At 71.2% G+C, this 14,529-nt stretch carries 16 protein-coding genes; 2 read left to right on the top strand and 14 right to left on the bottom strand.

Annotation, left to right across the window (positions count from 1 at the left end; genetic code table 11):
- Positions 1 to 247: 247 nt before the first annotated feature.
- From ABZ070_RS28400 to rsmI, 3 genes are all read right to left on the bottom strand, one after another.
- Positions 248 to 1,117, bottom strand: coding sequence for a TatD family hydrolase (locus ABZ070_RS28400; protein ID WP_356638184.1), 870 nt, complete (start codon positions 1,115 to 1,117; stop codon positions 248 to 250).
- 59 nt (positions 1,118 to 1,176) lie between these two features.
- On the bottom strand, positions 1,177 to 1,635 hold the full coding sequence (locus ABZ070_RS28395) for a hypothetical protein (protein ID WP_356638183.1): 459 nt from the start codon (positions 1,633 to 1,635) through the stop codon (positions 1,177 to 1,179).
- 121 nt (positions 1,636 to 1,756) lie between these two features.
- Positions 1,757 to 2,635 (bottom strand): 16S rRNA (cytidine(1402)-2'-O)-methyltransferase, encoded by an 879-nt coding sequence (gene rsmI / locus ABZ070_RS28390; RefSeq protein ID WP_356638182.1) that lies wholly within the window; start codon positions 2,633 to 2,635, stop codon positions 1,757 to 1,759.
- A gap of 62 nt (positions 2,636 to 2,697) precedes the next feature.
- On the opposite strand from rsmI, the gene ABZ070_RS28385 reads away from it, so the two are divergent.
- Positions 2,698 to 4,428, top strand: coding sequence for a phospholipid carrier-dependent glycosyltransferase (locus ABZ070_RS28385; RefSeq protein WP_356638181.1), 1,731 nt, complete (start codon positions 2,698 to 2,700; stop codon positions 4,426 to 4,428).
- Positions 4,429 to 4,521: 93 nt separating this feature from the next.
- Here ABZ070_RS28385 and ABZ070_RS28380 read toward each other — a convergent pair whose 3' ends face one another.
- From ABZ070_RS28380 to ABZ070_RS28330, 11 genes are all read right to left on the bottom strand, one after another.
- Entirely contained in the window at positions 4,522 to 4,848 is a 327-nt protein-coding gene (locus tag ABZ070_RS28380) for a hypothetical protein (protein ID WP_356638180.1), read from the bottom strand.
- Positions 4,849 to 5,071: 223 nt separating this feature from the next.
- Entirely contained in the window at positions 5,072 to 5,947 is an 876-nt protein-coding gene (locus ABZ070_RS28375; RefSeq protein ID WP_356638179.1) for an EamA family transporter, read from the bottom strand.
- Positions 5,944 to 6,468, bottom strand: a complete 525-nt coding sequence (locus ABZ070_RS28370) for a YbaK/EbsC family protein (protein ID WP_356638178.1) — start codon at positions 6,466 to 6,468, stop codon at positions 5,944 to 5,946. The genes ABZ070_RS28375 and ABZ070_RS28370 overlap by 4 nt, the downstream gene beginning before the upstream one ends.
- Before the next feature lie 58 nt (positions 6,469 to 6,526).
- Entirely contained in the window at positions 6,527 to 8,170 is a 1,644-nt protein-coding gene (locus ABZ070_RS28365; protein ID WP_356638177.1) for a penicillin-binding transpeptidase domain-containing protein, read from the bottom strand.
- 168 nt (positions 8,171 to 8,338) lie between these two features.
- Positions 8,339 to 9,130 (bottom strand): SDR family NAD(P)-dependent oxidoreductase, encoded by a 792-nt coding sequence (locus ABZ070_RS28360; protein ID WP_356638176.1) that lies wholly within the window; start codon positions 9,128 to 9,130, stop codon positions 8,339 to 8,341.
- The gene (locus tag ABZ070_RS28355) at positions 9,127 to 10,290 is read right to left on the bottom strand and encodes a serine hydrolase domain-containing protein (protein WP_356638186.1); all 1,164 of its coding nucleotides are present in this window, start codon (positions 10,288 to 10,290) and stop codon (positions 9,127 to 9,129) included. The genes ABZ070_RS28360 and ABZ070_RS28355 overlap by 4 nt, the downstream gene beginning before the upstream one ends.
- A 93-nt stretch (positions 10,291 to 10,383) precedes the next feature.
- Positions 10,384 to 10,833 carry an organic hydroperoxide resistance protein gene (locus ABZ070_RS28350; protein WP_356638175.1) on the bottom strand — a complete coding sequence of 150 codons (450 nt, stop codon included), beginning with the start codon at positions 10,831 to 10,833 and terminating at the stop codon, positions 10,384 to 10,386.
- Between the two features lie 70 nt (positions 10,834 to 10,903).
- On the bottom strand, positions 10,904 to 11,374 hold the full coding sequence (locus ABZ070_RS28345; RefSeq protein ID WP_356638185.1) for a MarR family transcriptional regulator: 471 nt from the start codon (positions 11,372 to 11,374) through the stop codon (positions 10,904 to 10,906).
- A gap of 2 nt (positions 11,375 to 11,376) precedes the next feature.
- Positions 11,377 to 12,144, bottom strand: a complete 768-nt coding sequence (locus ABZ070_RS28340; RefSeq protein ID WP_356638174.1) for an ABC transporter ATP-binding protein — start codon at positions 12,142 to 12,144, stop codon at positions 11,377 to 11,379.
- Entirely contained in the window at positions 12,141 to 12,902 is a 762-nt protein-coding gene (cbiQ, locus tag ABZ070_RS28335; protein ID WP_356638173.1) for a cobalt ECF transporter T component CbiQ, read from the bottom strand. The genes ABZ070_RS28340 and cbiQ overlap by 4 nt, the downstream gene beginning before the upstream one ends.
- A gap of 1 nt (position 12,903) precedes the next feature.
- Positions 12,904 to 13,980: an energy-coupling factor ABC transporter permease gene (locus ABZ070_RS28330; RefSeq protein ID WP_356638172.1), complete on the bottom strand. Its 1,077-nt coding sequence runs from the start codon at positions 13,978 to 13,980 to the stop codon at positions 12,904 to 12,906.
- A gap of 162 nt (positions 13,981 to 14,142) precedes the next feature.
- Here ABZ070_RS28330 and ABZ070_RS28325 point away from each other — a divergent pair, with 162 nt between their 5' ends.
- On the top strand, positions 14,143 to 14,487 hold the full coding sequence (locus ABZ070_RS28325) for an SsgA family sporulation/cell division regulator (RefSeq protein ID WP_356638171.1): 345 nt from the start codon (positions 14,143 to 14,145) through the stop codon (positions 14,485 to 14,487).
- Positions 14,488 to 14,529: the final 42 nt, after the last annotated feature.

Below are 14,529 nucleotides of genomic sequence, written 5' to 3'. Positions count from 1 at the left end.
AAGGTGTTCGCCGAGCGGTTCGGCAGCCGCCGCGCCAAGGTCGTCACCTCGGTCGCGATGTTCTACGACCTGCCGCGTCCCATGGAGTTCATGCACCGCGCGGTGACTGCCCTGCGAATTACCCACGCCCACGACGCTCCGTAAGGTCCGCTAGCCAAGTGGCATCGGACAGTAGCGGAGCATTCGTCACTCTCCAAAGCGACGCGAACACGCCGCGTCACCGAGGGTCGGGCACACCCCGATCCGGTCAGTAACCGAACGCGCGGGCGGTATTGGCCGCGATCGCCGCGGCCATGGTGTCCTCGTCCACCCCTCTGACCTCCGCCATCGCGCGCAGCGTCACCGGAATCAGATACGGCGCGTTGGGCCGTCCGCGGTACGGCGCCGGCGTCAGAAAGGGCGCGTCGGTTTCCACGAGCACCAGCTCGGCGGGCGCCACCGCGAGGGCATCACGCAGCGGTTGCGCGTTCTTGAAGGTCACGTTCCCCGCGAAGGACATGAAGTAGCCCGCTGCCGCGCACACTTGTGCCATTTCCGCGTCGCCGGAATAGCAGTGGAAGACCGTGCGTTCGGGCGCGCCTTCCTCGGCGAGAATCCGCAGCACGTCCGCATGCGCGTCGCGGTCGTGAATGACAAGCGCCTTGTCGTGCCGTTTCGCGATCTCGACGTGAGCCCGGAAAGAGCGTTCCTGCGCCGCCATCCCCTCGGGGCCCGTGCGGAAGTAGTCGAGGCCGGTCTCGCCGACGGCCTTGACCTCGTCGAGGGCGGCCAGCCGGTCGATCTCCGCGAGGGCGTCGTCGAGTGCGGCGTCCCCGCCCGCCTGCCGCGCGCCCTGCCGCGACCAGCCGTCGGGATCCCCGAGCACGATCCGCGGGGCCTCGTTCGGATGGAGCGCCACCGCGGCGTGCACCTCGCGGTGGGCGGCGGCCGTCTCCGCTGCCCACCGGGATCCCTTGAGGTCGCAGCCGACCTGGACGACGGTGGTCACACCGACCGCGGCGGCCCTGGCGAGGGCCTCCTCGACGGTGCCGTCCTGCATGTCCAGATGGGTGTGCGAGTCGGCGACCTGGACACCGAGCGGTTCGGGCAGCGGCGGCGGTGCGGACTTCGAACTCATGGGCGCGATCCTACGAGTCCCGCGCGGAGGCCCGCGCCCATGGGGTCACCGCGGTTGGCCTACTTGCGGTGCTGGAAGGGGTGCAGCAGGTCGGACAGGTGCCAGTGGCGCGACTCGCCCTGGGCGTCCTCGCTCGCCGGGGCGTCGGCCGCGGCCGCCGTGGCTTCGGCGCCGGCCGTCTCCCGGGCGGGCTGCCGCTCGCCCGGCACCGCCTCCCCGGCCCCGACGGTCGCCCCGGAGGGCGTTGTCTCCCCTTCCAGATACGCCATCATGTTCTGCACCGAGGAGACCCGCCCCGCCCGCATGATCCGCACGACGTGTCCGCCGCAGTTGAGGCATGTCGGACTGGACAGCGGTGACGGAACACGCCGACCGTCCGTCTTGTAGACGATGAATTCCTGACCCGACGTGTCGACGTGATGCTCGATCTCGTAGGACTGCTCCCACCCGTGCCCGCAGCGCATGCAGGCGAAGGAATATGCCTCATGAACCTTGGCGGTGCCTGTGGTCTCACTCATGCCGGCTGCTCCTCTCCACCGAACCAGTGGACGCCTTTTTCGGCGGGAGCGCATCAGCGCCTGTCGAGTCTTTGGTCCTTCAATACGAAAGAGGGCAGGACACGGTCTGCGCTTTGCCTATTCACGATAGCCCTTTACCATCACCCGACGCCGGTCGAGCCGCATTCTTTGCCGCCACGACGGCATCGAACACCTCCCGTTTGGGAAGGCCCGCCTCCGCGGCGACGGCGGCGATGGCCTCCTTGCGCCGCTCCCCCGCCTCCTCGCGCACCCGCACCCGGCGCACCAGCTCGTCCGCGCCGAGCTCCTCGGGGCCGCTCTCCGGGGCGCCCTCCACGACGACGGTGATCTCGCCGCGCACGCCCTCGGCCGCCCACGCCGCCAGCTCCCCGAGCCCCCCGCGCTTCACTTCCTCGTACGTCTTGGTCAGCTCGCGGCACACCGCCGCCCTGCGGTCTGCGCCGAAGACCGCGGCCATGGCGGCGAGCGTGTCGTCGAGCCGGTGCGGGGCCTCGAAGTAGACGAGGGTGCGCCGCTCCCCCGCGACCTCGCGGAGCCGGCCCAGACGCTCCCCCGCCTTGCGGGGCAGGAAGCCCTCGAAGCAGAACCGGTCCACGGGCAGACCGGACAGCGCCAGCGCGGTCAGCACGGCCGACGGCCCCGGCACCGCGGTGACCTTGATGTCCTTCTCCACCGCGGCGGCGACCAGCCGGTAGCCGGGGTCGGAGACGGACGGCATGCCCGCGTCGGTGACCAGCAGCACCCGCGCCCCGCCGGCCAGCGCCTCGACCAGCTCCGGCGTGCGGGCGGCCTCGTTGCCCTCGAAGTAGGAGACGACCCGGCCGCTCGTGTGCACGCCGAGCGCCTGGGTGAGGCGGCGCAGACGGCGCGTGTCCTCGGCGGCGACGATGTCGGCGCCCTGAAGTTCGGCGGCGAGGCGGGGCGGCGCGTCCGCCACATCGCCGATGGGTGTCCCTGCGAGTACCAGCGTTCCAGTCACAGTCGCCATCCTCCCAGCACCGGGAGCACCAATCGCACAGCCGTGTTCCTTACGATGGCGCGGTGACCAGTACCGCGCCACAGCCCCTGCGGGGCAAGGACGACGCCGAACAGCAGCCACCGGGTTGGGAGAACCGGCTGCGCCGATTCGGCTACACGCCCCGGCCCGTGACCGGCTTGCGGGACCGCCTTGTGCCGCCGTACACGCGGCCGTCGGAGCGGCTGTGGCCCGTGTTCGGCATCCGCCGGGGTGATGTGGAGCCGCTGCTGAGGATCGCCTCATGGGGCGGGCCGCTACTGGTCGCTCTGGTCGCGGGGCTGCTGCGGTTCTGGAACCTCGGCGAGCCGAAGGCGGTGATATTCGACGAGACGTACTACGCCAAGGACGCCTGGGCCCTTATCAACCAGGGGTACGAGGGCAGCTGGCCCAAGAACGTCGACGCGTCGATCCTGGAGGGCCCGTCCGCCGTCGCCGTCCCCACCGACCCCGGTTACGTGGTGCACCCACCGGTCGGCAAGTGGGTCATCGGCCTCGGCGAGAAGATGTTCGACTTCACGCCCTTCGGCTGGCGGTTCATGGTCGCCGTGCTCGGCACGCTGTCGGTGCTGATGCTCTGCCGCATCGGACGCCGGCTGTTCCGCTCGACGTTCCTCGGCTGTCTCGCCGGTTTGCTGCTGGCGGTGGACGGCCTGCACTTCGTGATGAGCCGCACGGCGCTGCTCGACCTGGTGCTGATGTTCTTCGTGCTGGCGGCGTTCGGCGCGCTGGTCCTCGACCGCGACTGGTCACGGCGCAGACTCGCGGCGGCGCTCCCCGAGGACGAGGACGGCGTACTGCGGCCGGACGCGGGCATCGCGCAGACGCTGCGGCTCGGCTGGCGGCCGTGGCGGCTGACGGCCGGCCTGATGCTGGGACTGGCGGCCGGCACCAAGTGGAACGGGCTCTTCGTGATGGCCGCGTTCTGTGTGATGAGCGTGCTGTGGGACGTGGGCTCGCGGCGCACGGCGGGTGCGGTGCGGCCGTATCTCACGGTCCTCAAGAAGGACCTGGTGCCGGCGTTCGTGTCGACCGTCCCCGTGGCGATCGTCACGTACATCGCCTCATGGACCGGCTGGATCGTCACCGACAAGGGGTACTACCGGAACTGGGCGAGCTCGGAGGGCGGCAGGAACAGCGACTGGAGCTGGCTCTTCCCCGACTGGTGGCGCAGCCTGTGGCACTACGAGAACCAGGTCTACGACTTCCACGTGAACCTGACCTCCGGGCACACCTACGAGTCCAACGCGTGGAGCTGGCTGGTGCTGGGCCGCCCGGTCTCGTACTACTACGAGGACCCGGCGCCGGGCGTCGCCGGCTGCCCGAAGGATGCCGCCGACAAGTGCGCCGCCGAAGTTTTGGCACTCGGCACGCCGCTCCTGTGGTGGGCCGCCTGCTTCGCCATCTGCTACGTCGCGTGGCGCTGGCTGTTCCGACGCGACTGGCGCGCCGGGGCGATCCTGTGCGCGATCCTGGCGGGCTGGGTGCCGTGGCTGCACTACCAGGAGCGGACGATCTTCCTCTTCTACGCGGTCGTGTTCGTCCCGTTCCTGTGTCTGGCCGTCGCGATGATGATCGGCGCGATCCTCGGCCCGCCGGGCTCCGACGAACGCCGCCGCGCGGTCGGCGCCATCGGGGCGGGCGTGCTGGTACTGCTGATCATCTGGAACTTCATCTACTTCTGGCCCATCTACACGGGCACCCCGATCCCGCTGGAGGAGTGGCGCAACCGTATGTGGCTGGACACCTGGGTGTAGTAGCCGCGACGGAGAGCGCTTGAGAACGCCGCCCCGGTCGACGACCAGGGCGGCGCTGTATCAGGCGTCTGCGAACCGAGCGGGCTCGAGGGCTCAGAGGCCGAGGAGGTCCAGCAGGCTGCCGCTGATGTCGTTCGTGGCAGTGGCCTGCTGCTGTTGCTGGGAAGCGCTGTCCCCGCCGCTGCACTGCAGCGTGACCTGATTCTGGGCCACCTCATTGGTGCTGCTCAGGATCGAGATGGGCAGGTCCGAGACGTTGATGAGACCGTACTGAACCGTCTCGTCGCCGATCGTGGCCTCCTGGTTGCAGAGCGCCGGGTCGCTGTCGGCGATGCCGGTGGCGGAGGCGGCTCCGGCCCCGAACATGCCGAGGCTGCCGATCATGGCAGCCACCAGAGCAGCCTTGCGAAGGTTACGCATTACTTCTCCACTTCCGTTTGGGTCACATGCCGCGAATGACCGAAAATCCTACGGTTGCGCACCGTATCCAACGATGCGCTATGAGTTACCCCAACACACGGCTGCGCCAGGAGCGACCGCAGGGCATCGCCCGTCCGGCCCACGAATCTCCAACCCGACGGCGCGCAGGAACCCCATGCCGCCCGTGCAGGAGGTCTGCGCTTGGTCACCCGGGCGTGGTCGGTCAGCCGGCCCTGAGCATCAGGCCTATGCCCACAACCATCAGCGCGGCCGCCGCGATCCTGGGGGCGCCGAAGCGTTCCTTGAAGAACACCGCCCCTATGGCCGCGCCCACGATGATCGACGACTCACGCAGCGCCGCCACGGGGGCGAGCGGGGCGCGGGTCTGGGCCCAGAGGATCAGGCCGTACGCCGCCATGGACAGGGCGGCGCCGAGCAGTCCGCGGGCCGCGTACGGGCGCAACTGGCCGAGCAGGGCGCCCCTGCGGGAGTACGCCGCGTACGCGGGGATCAGGATGCCCTCGAGGATCATGAGCCACGCGATGTAGCCGACGGGGGTGCCGGAGGCGCGTACGCCGAGGCCGTCGACCACCGTGTAGGCGGCGATCGACAGTCCGGTCGCGAGCGCCGCGAGGATGGCCGGCCAGTGGGGCCGGCTGCCCGGGCCCGCGGACTTCCGCCGTCCCGGCGGGAGGATGCCCCACAGCGCGACCCCCACAAGACCGGCGGAGGCGAACACGACGCCGCCGAGCTGCCAGCCGTTCAGCCGCTCGTCGACGAGGAACACGGCGGCGACCGTCACCACGAGCGGGGCCGTGCCGCGCGCTATCGGATACATCTGGCCGAAGTCGCCGAGGCTGAACGACCGCATCAGCAGCGCCTGGTAGCCGACGTGCAGCAGCGCGGAGGCGATCAGGTACGGCCAGGCGCCCGCCGCCGGCAGCGGGACGAACGGCGCGATCAGCGCGCCGAGGACCGCGGCGCCGCCGCCGATCAGCGTGAACGCGACGAGCTGGTCCTTGATGGCGTGCGCGATGGCGTTCCAGCCTGCGTGGGTGACTGCGGCGGCGAGGACCGCCGCGGCGACCAGCGGCGTCACGCCGTGCGCTCGCGGACGTCCACCAGGGTGCCGCCCGCGTGGGCGACCAGCGTCTTGGGGTCGAGCGGGAACACCGAGTGCGGCGTCCCCGCCGCCGCCCACACGATGTCGTGGTCGAGCAGCCCGCGGTCGGCGAGCACCCTCGTCCGGGTGCGGTGGCCGAACGGCGGGACGCCGCCGATCGCGTATCCGGTCGCCTCCCGGACCAGCTCGGCACCGGCGCGCTCGACCGACTCGGCGCCGAGCTCCTGCCGCACCCGCTCGACGTCCACCCGCGACCCGCCGTCCATCAGCACCAGGAGGGGCACGCCGTCCGCCTGGAAGATCAGCGACTTCACGATCTCGCCGACGTCGCAGCCGATCGCGGCCGCCGCCCGCGCGGCGATGGGGGCACCTCCCGTGCCCTTGGGGCTACGGGGGAGCGTGGCATCGGGGAAGCGGCGTACCGGGACGTCGAGACCGAGCTCGCGCAGAGCCTCGGCGAAACGGGGGTGGGCGTCGGCGGTGTCGTGAGTGCTCATGGCCCGCACGCTAGCGGTAGCTGTACGGGCCATGCGACTTCGTTCCGACGCGTGGGCGTCAGCCTGCGTTCAGCACCGCCGCCACCACCGGACCGGCCGCGTCGCCGCCGTGTCCGCCGGAGTCGACGACCGCCGCCGCGGCGAGGTCGTCGGCGTATCCGGTGAACCAGCTGTTGGAGTCGCCCTGCCCGTCGACCTCCGCGGAGCCGGTCTTGGCGCCCTTCACCCCACCGACCGGGGCCATGGCGCCGGCGGCCGTGCCCTCGCCCGTCGCCGCGGCGCTCATCAACTGGCGCAGGGTGCCCGCCATCGAGCCGGGAAGCGGTGTGGCGCGGGCCAGTTGGCGGTCGTCCAGGGACTGCGGCACGATCACCGGCTGGCGGAAGACGCCGCCCTTCACGGTCGCGGCGATGGAGGCGACGTTGAGGGCGTTCATCTGGATCCTGCCCTGGCCGATGTACGAGGCGGCGGTCTCCGACCCCGTCGAGGCGGGCACCGACCCGTCGCGGGTCACGACTCCGGCCTGCCACTCCTCACCGATGCCGAAGTACTTCCGCGCCGTGTCGCCCAGGGCGTTGCCCGCGTCGGCGCCGAGCGGCTTGACCGGCTTGATGAAACTGGTGTTGCAGGAGCGCGCGAACGCCCGCTTGAGCGTCGTGTTGCCGAGCGAGAAGTCCTTGAGATTGTGGAATTCACGCTCCCAGACGACGGTCGCGGGGCACTCGACGGGCGAGTTCGGCCCGTTCACCAGCCCCTTGTCGAGCATCATCGCCGCAGTCACGATCTTCATCGTGGAGCCGGGCGCCTGGGCGCCCTGGAGCGCGGTGTTGAACTCGGTCACCGGATTGTTGGCCACCGCTCTGATCCGGCCGGTGCTGGGCTCGATCGCCACCACCGAGGCCTTGCTGTACTTCTTCACCGCTTTCTCCGCGGCGGCCTGGGCCCCCGCGTCCAGGTACGTCTGGAGCGTGCCCTCCTTGCCCTTGGTGAGCGTGAGCAGGGTCTGGTCCGGCATGTGTTCGTCGGACGAGGTGATGGCCAGCTCGATGCCCGGTGTGCCGCCGGCCTTGTCGCCGTATTTCTCACGCAGTGTGCCGAGGACCGGCGCGAGCGAGGGGTACTTCTCGGCCGTCAGCTCCACGCCGTTCTTGTCGACCGCCTTGATCGGCGGGGCCGCGGCCTCCGCCGTCACCAGCGACGTGCCCTTGGTGAGCTTGGGGTGGACGACGGACGGCTGCCAGTCGACCAGCGCCTTCCCGGTCGTCAGCCCGCGCACCACGGTCAGTTCGGAGGAGTAGGACCACGGCTTGCTGGTCCCCTCGTACGACACCGTCGCCTCGACCGTGAACGGCACCTTCGCGCCCACCGCCGCGCCGGGCGTGATCACGGCCTTGGTGACGTGCGCCTGCTCGCCGTATCCGCTCAGAAGCGGCTCCGCCTCGGTGGCGTTGTTGGTCAGCTGGGCCGCCTGGGGGCCCCTGCCCTCGGCCCAGGCGGCGAGGAAGTCCTTTGCGGTGTCCTCGATCTCGTCCGCGCTCGGCGGGCCGGTCTTCCTGGGCCCGGTGTCGGACTTGGTGCCCGCGTTCGTGCCGCCGCCCGATCCGGTCAGCCCGTTGAACAGGTTGTAGCCTCCGTAGCCGACGCCACCGGCGACCACGGCGAACACGCCGCCGACGATGGCGACCTTCGCTCCGCTGCGCATGACTGCAGCCCCCTCCCCAGAGTGCGCGCCTTGAACACGTTCAAGACACAGGTCGCTTGGCACTCTACGGGACAGGAGTGACAGGGGCGCCGGTTGTTATACGAACGCGACTGAGCGCACGCGCCGTTGACCCGAAGGCGGCGCGTCGAAGTCCGGGTCGCCGACTGCTCACACGTCCTGTGCGCCCTGGTCCGCCTCGTCCGCGAGCATCCGCTGGAAACCCGTGTTCACCGCGAGCAGCCCGCCGTCCACGCGCAGGGTCGTGCCCGTGACCCAGGAGGCGTCATGAGAGGCGAGGAACGCGACCGCCGCCGCGATGTCCTCGGGCTCGCCGACGCGGCCGAGGGGATAGACGCCGTTCAGGATTTCGAGGCTGTCCTGCCTGCCGTCCCACGACCGGGTCCGGATCGTGCCCGGCGTGACCTGGTTGACGCGGACGCCACGGGCCGCCGCATCGCCCGCCAGGGTGCGGGTGAGCGACGCCAGACCGGCTTTGGCCGCGCTGTAGGCGTGGTTGCCGAAGTCCTGTTCGCCGTTGACCGAGCCGATGTTGACGATCGCGCCCCGACCGTGCGCGGCCAGGTGCGGCATCGCCGCACGGGCGCAACGGAACGCGCCCGTCAGCGAGATGTCCAGGTCCCGGCTCCAGGCGTCGTCGGGCTGGTCCTCGATGAGCGGGGTGTCCGGGCTGCAGGAGAACGCGTTGTTCACGAGGACGTCCAGGGTGCCGAAGCGCTCCACGGCACAGGCGACGGCGGCCTCGACCGACGCCCGGTCGCCGACGTCGCAGTAGCAGGAGGCGGCACCCTCGATACCGGCCGCGGTCCGCTCGGCGGCCTCCGCGTCGATGTCCGTCACCAGGACCCGCGCACCCTCGGACGCCAGCCTGCGTGCCGTCGCCTCGCCGATGCCGCGCGCCGCGCCCGTGATCAGTACGCCGTAGCCCTCGAACCGCCTCATAGGGCCGAACGTACCGCCCTGATCAGTGCCTGGGCGCGTGGATCGGCGGTGACGCCCTTGCGCATGCCGTTGGTCGTGTAGCCGAACGCGACGCCCGACCCGGGGTCGGCGAAGCCGAGGGAACCGCCGCGTCCGGGGTGGCCGAACGAGCCGGGACCGAGCAGCGGCGACGCGGGGCCGTGCAGCATGAAGCCGAGTCCGAAGCGGGTGGAGACGACCAGGACGCGGTCGGGTCCCGCGGACTCCTCGGTCCGGGCGAGGGTGAGGGTGGCCGGGGCGAAGAGCCGGGGGCCGCCGTCGACCTCGCCGATGGTCGCGGCATAGAAGCGGGCGAGCGCGCGAGCGGTGGATATGCCGTTGGAGGCGGCCAGTTCGGCGGCGCGGTAGGCGGCGTCGTTCTCGTCGGGCAGGGGGTCGATGGCCTCGAAGGCGCGGCGGGTGAGCGACTCGGGGTCGCGGTAGGCCTCCGCCACGGAGCGCTTGGGCCGGAGCTTGAGACCGCCGCCCTGCGCGGTCTCCGGCTCCGCCACCGGTCCGAGCCGGCCGACGCGGTGGGCCTCGTCCCCGGGCAGTCCTATCCACAGGTCGAGGCCGAGCGGGCGGGCGATCTCCTCGGCGACCCAGCGGCCCATGGTGCGCCCGGTGACCCGGTGGACCAGTTCGCCGAGGAGCCAGCTGTAGGTCTGCGCGTGGTAGCCGTGGTCGGTGCCCGGCTCCCAGGCCGGCGCCTGAGCGGCGAGTGCGGCGGGTCCGCTCGCGCCGTCCTCGGCTTCGAGGGGGGTGAGCGGACGGTCGAGCACCGGCAGCCCCGCGCGGTGCGACAGCAGGTGGCGTACGAGGACGCGCTCCTTGCCCGCGGCCTTGAACTCGGGCCAGTAGGTGCCGACCGGTGCGTCCAGGTCGATCTGGCCCCGCTGGTGGAGCACGAGGACGACGGCGGCGGCGACGCCCTTGGTCGCCGAACGCACGACCTGCGCGGTGTCGACGGCCCAGGGCTCGCGCCCGTCGACGTCGCGCGTGCCGGCCCACAGGTCGACGACCTTGCGGCCGTGCCGGTAGACGGCGACGGCGGCGCCGCGCTCGCCGCGCTGCTGGAAGTTGCGCACGAAGGCGTCCTCGACCGCTTCGAAACCGTCCGCCACCGTGCCCCGGACGTCCATCACGTCTGCTCCTTCGCTGCCGTCCATCCCCCCATGGTGCAACGTGGTGCGGACAGTCAGGACCGCGGGTCGGCCGGGGCCGGTGGGCTCAGCTCAACTCAGCACGATCGAGACGTCGATGTTGTCGCGGGTGGCGTTCGAGTACGGGCAGACCTGGTGGGCGGCGCCCACGAGCCGCGTGGCGAGGTCCTGGTCGACGAGCGGCAACGAGACGTTGAGCGCGACCGCGAGCCCGTACCCGCCGGACCCGTTGGGGCCGATGCCGACCTTGGCGGCGACCGTCGAGCCGGTGAGGTCCAGTCCGGCCCGGCGCCCGACGAGCACGAGTGCGTTGTGGAAGCAGGAGCTGTAGCCGGCCGCGAAGAGCTGCTCCGGGTTGGTGCCGCGGCCGTCGCCGCCGAGCGCGGGCGGCATGGCCAGGCGCAGCTCGATCTGGCCGTCATGACTGGTCACATAGCCGTCGCGACCGCCATGGGCGGTGGCCTCCGCCACGTACATGATCTTTGTCGGGCGGGTGTCGACCGTGTCGACCTGTTCGCTCATGATGCGTCCCGAAGTGCGTGCGCCGGTGAATTTACATCGCGCACAATGTATCGGAACAAGCCGGTCCTGGTTACTGCGGGGTAGCGCCGTCCGCGCTGTCGGCCAGCCGGTGCAGGTCCTCACGGAGCCGGGCGACTTCGGCGCCCGCGAGGCCCGTGCTCAGCAGCAGTTGGGCGGGCACCTTCTCCGCCCGCTCGCGCATCGCCTCGCCCTCGTCCGTGAGCACCAGCCGCACCGAACGCTCGTCGGCCGCAGATCGCTCCCGCCGCACCAGGCCCGCCGCCTCCAGCCGCTTGAGCAGCGGCGAGACCGTGCCGTAGTCGAGCCGCAGCGCGGAGCCGAGCTCCTTGACGGGGATCTCGCCGCGCTCCCAGAGCACCAGCATCGTCAGATACTGCGGATAGGTCAGGCCCAGCTCGGCGAGCAGCGGGCGGTAGGCAGCCGTGACCGCCCGCTGGGCCGCGTACAGCGCGAAGCACAGCTGGTCGTCGAGGAGCAGTGACGCCGCCGCCCCGCTCCGGTCCTCGTTCACGCGCCGAATGTTCACGCGCCTATTGTCACGGACCTCGGGTCGAAGCCGAAGGGCAGCTCCAGGCGGTGGGCCCGCATCAGCTCGTCGTCACCCAGCAGCTCCTGTGTGCCGCCGTCCGCGGCGATCACGCCGTCGCTGAGGATCACCGACCGGGGGCACAGCTCCAGCGCGTACGGCAGGTCGTGCGTCACCATCAGGACCGTGACGTCCAACGAGCGCAGGACATCGGCCAGTTCGCGGCGCGAGGCCGGGTCCAGGTTGGACGAGGGCTCGTCGAGCACCAGGATCTCCGGCTCCATCGCGAGCACGGTGGCGACCGCCACCCGGCGGCGCTGCCCGAAGGAGAGGTGGTGCGGCGGGCGGTCGGCGAAGTCCGCCATGCCGACCCGGGTCAGGGCAGCCGTGACCCGCGCCTCCAGCTCGGCGCCGCGCAGACCCGCGGACGCCGGCCCGAAGGCCACGTCCTCCCGGACCGTCGGCATGAACAGCTGGTCGTCCGGGTCCTGGAAGACGATGCCGACGCGCCGGCGGACCTCCGCCAGGTTCTTCTTGTCGACGGGCAGTCCGGCGACGGCGACCGAACCGACCCCGCCGGCCAGGATGCCGTTGAGATGGAGGACGAGCGTGGTCTTGCCCGCGCCGTTGGGCCCGAGCAGGGCGACCCGCTCGCCGCGCCCGACCGTCAGATCGACGCCGAACAGGGCCTGATGGCCGTCGGGGTAGGCGTACGCGAGCCCGCGCACGTCGAGAGAGTGGGGCGGGTGCGGGTTCGGGGTCATAGCGTCCATCCCAGCAGACAGACCGCGAGCGCGGTCACGGGCAGGGCGGCGGCGTACGACCACTGGGCGCGCGTGGCACGCACCTCGTCGAGGACCGGCATCGTGCCGGTGTAGCCGCGGCTGACCATCGCGAGGTGAACCCGCTCGCCGCGCTCGTAGGAACGGATGAACAGGGCACCGGCCGACTTGGCCAGGACTCCCCAGTGGCGTACGCCGCGCGCCTCGAATCCGCGGGAGCGCCGGGCGATCGACATCCGGCGCATCTCGTCGGTGATGACGTCGCCGTACCGGATCATGAACGAGGCGATCTGGACCAGCAGCGACGGCAGTCGCAGGCGCTGCAGACCGTTCAGGAGGGAGCGCAGCTCGGTCGTCGAGGCGAGGATCACGGAGGCCGCGACGCCGAGCGTCCCCTTGGCCAGGATGTTCCACGCGCCCCACAGGCCCGGGACGCTCAGCGGGATCCCCAGGAACTCGGTCCGCTCCCCGGGCACCACGAAGGGCATCAGCAGCGCGAAGGCCACGAACGGGATCTCGATCAGCAACCGCTTCAGCAGGAAGCCCGCCGGAATGCGGGCCACCGCCGCGACCGCCCCGAGCAGCACCGCATACAGGGCGAAGGCCCAGACGGCCTCGCGCGGCGTGGAGACCACGACCAGCACGAAGCCGAGGACGGCGAGCAGCTTGCAGTGCGCGGGCAGCTCGTGGACCGGCGAGTGCCCGTGCCGGTAGAGCTTGTGACTGTGGCCCGCGCCCATGTCAGACCGGGTTCTGCACGGATTCGGACCTGGCGTCCTCGCTGCGGCGGCGGCGCACCACGTAGAACACACCGGTGCCGGCGACGACCGTCGCGCCGACGCCGATCACTCCGGCGAGTCCGCCGGACAGCCGGGCGTCGGTGATGTTCTCGACGCCGTAGTCGGCGAGCGGCGAGTCGGCCGCGGCATGCTCCTCGACGGTCTTGTCGATGCCCTTGTCGGCGGCGACCTTCTCCAGGCCGTCGGGGTTCGCCGAAGCGTAGAAGGAGACGAAGCCGGCAAGGACGAGGCTGGTCGCGAGGCCCGCGAGCCAGAACGTGCGCGGCGAGCGCGCGGCGACCGGCGCCGGTTCGGCGGCCGGGGCGTCGACGAGCTCGCCGCCGACACGCAGTTTGAGCGGCGTGGACAGGCCGCGGGCGCCGTACACGAGGTCGGGCCGCACGGCGATGACGGCGCCGACGGTCAGCATGGTGATCACTGCCTCGCCGATGCCGATCAGCGTATGGACGCCGACCATGGCCGTCAGCACGGAGCCGATCGGGACGTCGGTGAGGCCTCCGACCGCGTAGAGGAGGGTGAAGGCGGCGGCCGCCGCGGGCACCGAGACCAGCGCGGCGACGAAGGACGCGACGGTCACCGAGCGGCGGGTGCGCGGCAGCACCTTGACCAGCCCGCGGAAAAGCCCGTACGCGACGAGGACGCCGACGACGCCCATGACGGTGATGTTGACACCGAGGGCGGTGAGCCCGCCGTCGGCGAAGAGGATGGCCTGCATCAGCAGGACGACCGCGATGCAGAGCACGCCGGTGAACGGGCCGACGAGGATGGCCGCCAGCGCACCGCCGAGCAGATGCCCGCTGGTGCCCGCCGCAACGGGGAAGTTGAGCATCTGCACGGCGAAGACGAACGCGGCGACCAGCCCCGCGAGCGGTGCCGTCCGGTCCGCTCCGGCCAAGGCGACCGGCGATCCGCCCAGCTCACGGCGGGCACCGCGCAGGCTGACGGCGACCGCGCCGGCGGCGACGACTCCGGCGGCCACCGAGACGGGAGCGTTGATGAATCCGTCGGGGACATGCATGGAGAGCTCCGCTTCGGACAGATGAATAACTGTTCAATGATAGTGCCCAGCTGCGAACGACTTGCAAGAGCGCATAGGTCACAACTGAAGATGGAGCAGCCCGCCCAGAATCCCAAAATATGGGACATTAGAGACAAAGCGGTTGAGCGTAAGGAGCGGCCGATGACCCACGCCGTCAAAGAGCAAGCCAGTGGCAGGATCGTCACCGACGCGCCTCAGCACCGACCGGTCCGCGTGTTTCTGAGCTACGACCCCGCGGAGGACCCCGGGGCCGTCCGCTTCGCATTCCCCAGCGGCCAGACGTGGACCTTCCCCCGCGACCTCCTCGAGTCGGGGCTGCGCTCCCCGGCCCGGGCGGGCGACATCGGCATCTGGCCGTGCGGCCGGGTCCAGGCCATCCTCGAGTTCCACACCACCGACGGTGTCGCCGTGGTCCAGTTCGACTCGAAGACGCTGATCCGGTTCCTGCGCCACACCTACGCCGTGGCCGGTGTCCCGACGGCCTGACAGCCTCGGCACGCACACAGGCCGTATCCGCCGGGCCCCTGC

Source organism: Streptomyces sp. NPDC006283 (genome assembly GCF_040613325.1).
Lineage (GTDB): Bacteria > Actinomycetota > Actinomycetes > Streptomycetales > Streptomycetaceae > Streptomyces.
This window is presented reverse-complemented; position numbering and strand designations above follow the sequence as displayed.

What these genes read in the sequence shown, in the direction of transcription:
- ABZ070_RS28400 (WP_356638184.1), bottom strand. Translation starts at nt 1,117, where the DNA reads ATGAGTTCGAAGTCCGCACCGCCGCCGCTGCCCGAACCGCTCGGTGTC.
- ABZ070_RS28395 (WP_356638183.1), bottom strand. Translation starts at nt 1,635, where the DNA reads ATGAGTGAGACCACAGGCACCGCCAAGGTTCATGAGGCATATTCCTTC.
- ABZ070_RS28380 (WP_356638180.1), bottom strand. Translation starts at nt 4,848, where the DNA reads ATGCGTAACCTTCGCAAGGCTGCTCTGGTGGCTGCCATGATCGGCAGC.
- ABZ070_RS28370 (WP_356638178.1), bottom strand. Translation starts at nt 6,468, where the DNA reads ATGAGCACTCACGACACCGCCGACGCCCACCCCCGTTTCGCCGAGGCT.
- ABZ070_RS28365 (WP_356638177.1), bottom strand. Translation starts at nt 8,170, where the DNA reads ATGCGCAGCGGAGCGAAGGTCGCCATCGTCGGCGGCGTGTTCGCCGTG.
- ABZ070_RS28360 (WP_356638176.1), bottom strand. Translation starts at nt 9,130, where the DNA reads ATGAGGCGGTTCGAGGGCTACGGCGTACTGATCACGGGCGCGGCGCGC.
- ABZ070_RS28355 (WP_356638186.1), bottom strand. Translation starts at nt 10,290, where the DNA reads ATGGACGTCCGGGGCACGGTGGCGGACGGTTTCGAAGCGGTCGAGGAC.
- ABZ070_RS28350 (WP_356638175.1), bottom strand. Translation starts at nt 10,833, where the DNA reads ATGAGCGAACAGGTCGACACGGTCGACACCCGCCCGACAAAGATCATG.
- ABZ070_RS28340 (WP_356638174.1), bottom strand. Translation starts at nt 12,144, where the DNA reads ATGACCCCGAACCCGCACCCGCCCCACTCTCTCGACGTGCGCGGGCTC.
- cbiQ (WP_356638173.1), bottom strand. Translation starts at nt 12,902, where the DNA reads ATGGGCGCGGGCCACAGTCACAAGCTCTACCGGCACGGGCACTCGCCG.
- ABZ070_RS28330 (WP_356638172.1), bottom strand. Translation starts at nt 13,980, where the DNA reads ATGCATGTCCCCGACGGATTCATCAACGCTCCCGTCTCGGTGGCCGCC.
- ABZ070_RS28325 (WP_356638171.1), top strand. Translation starts at nt 14,143, where the DNA reads ATGACCCACGCCGTCAAAGAGCAAGCCAGTGGCAGGATCGTCACCGAC.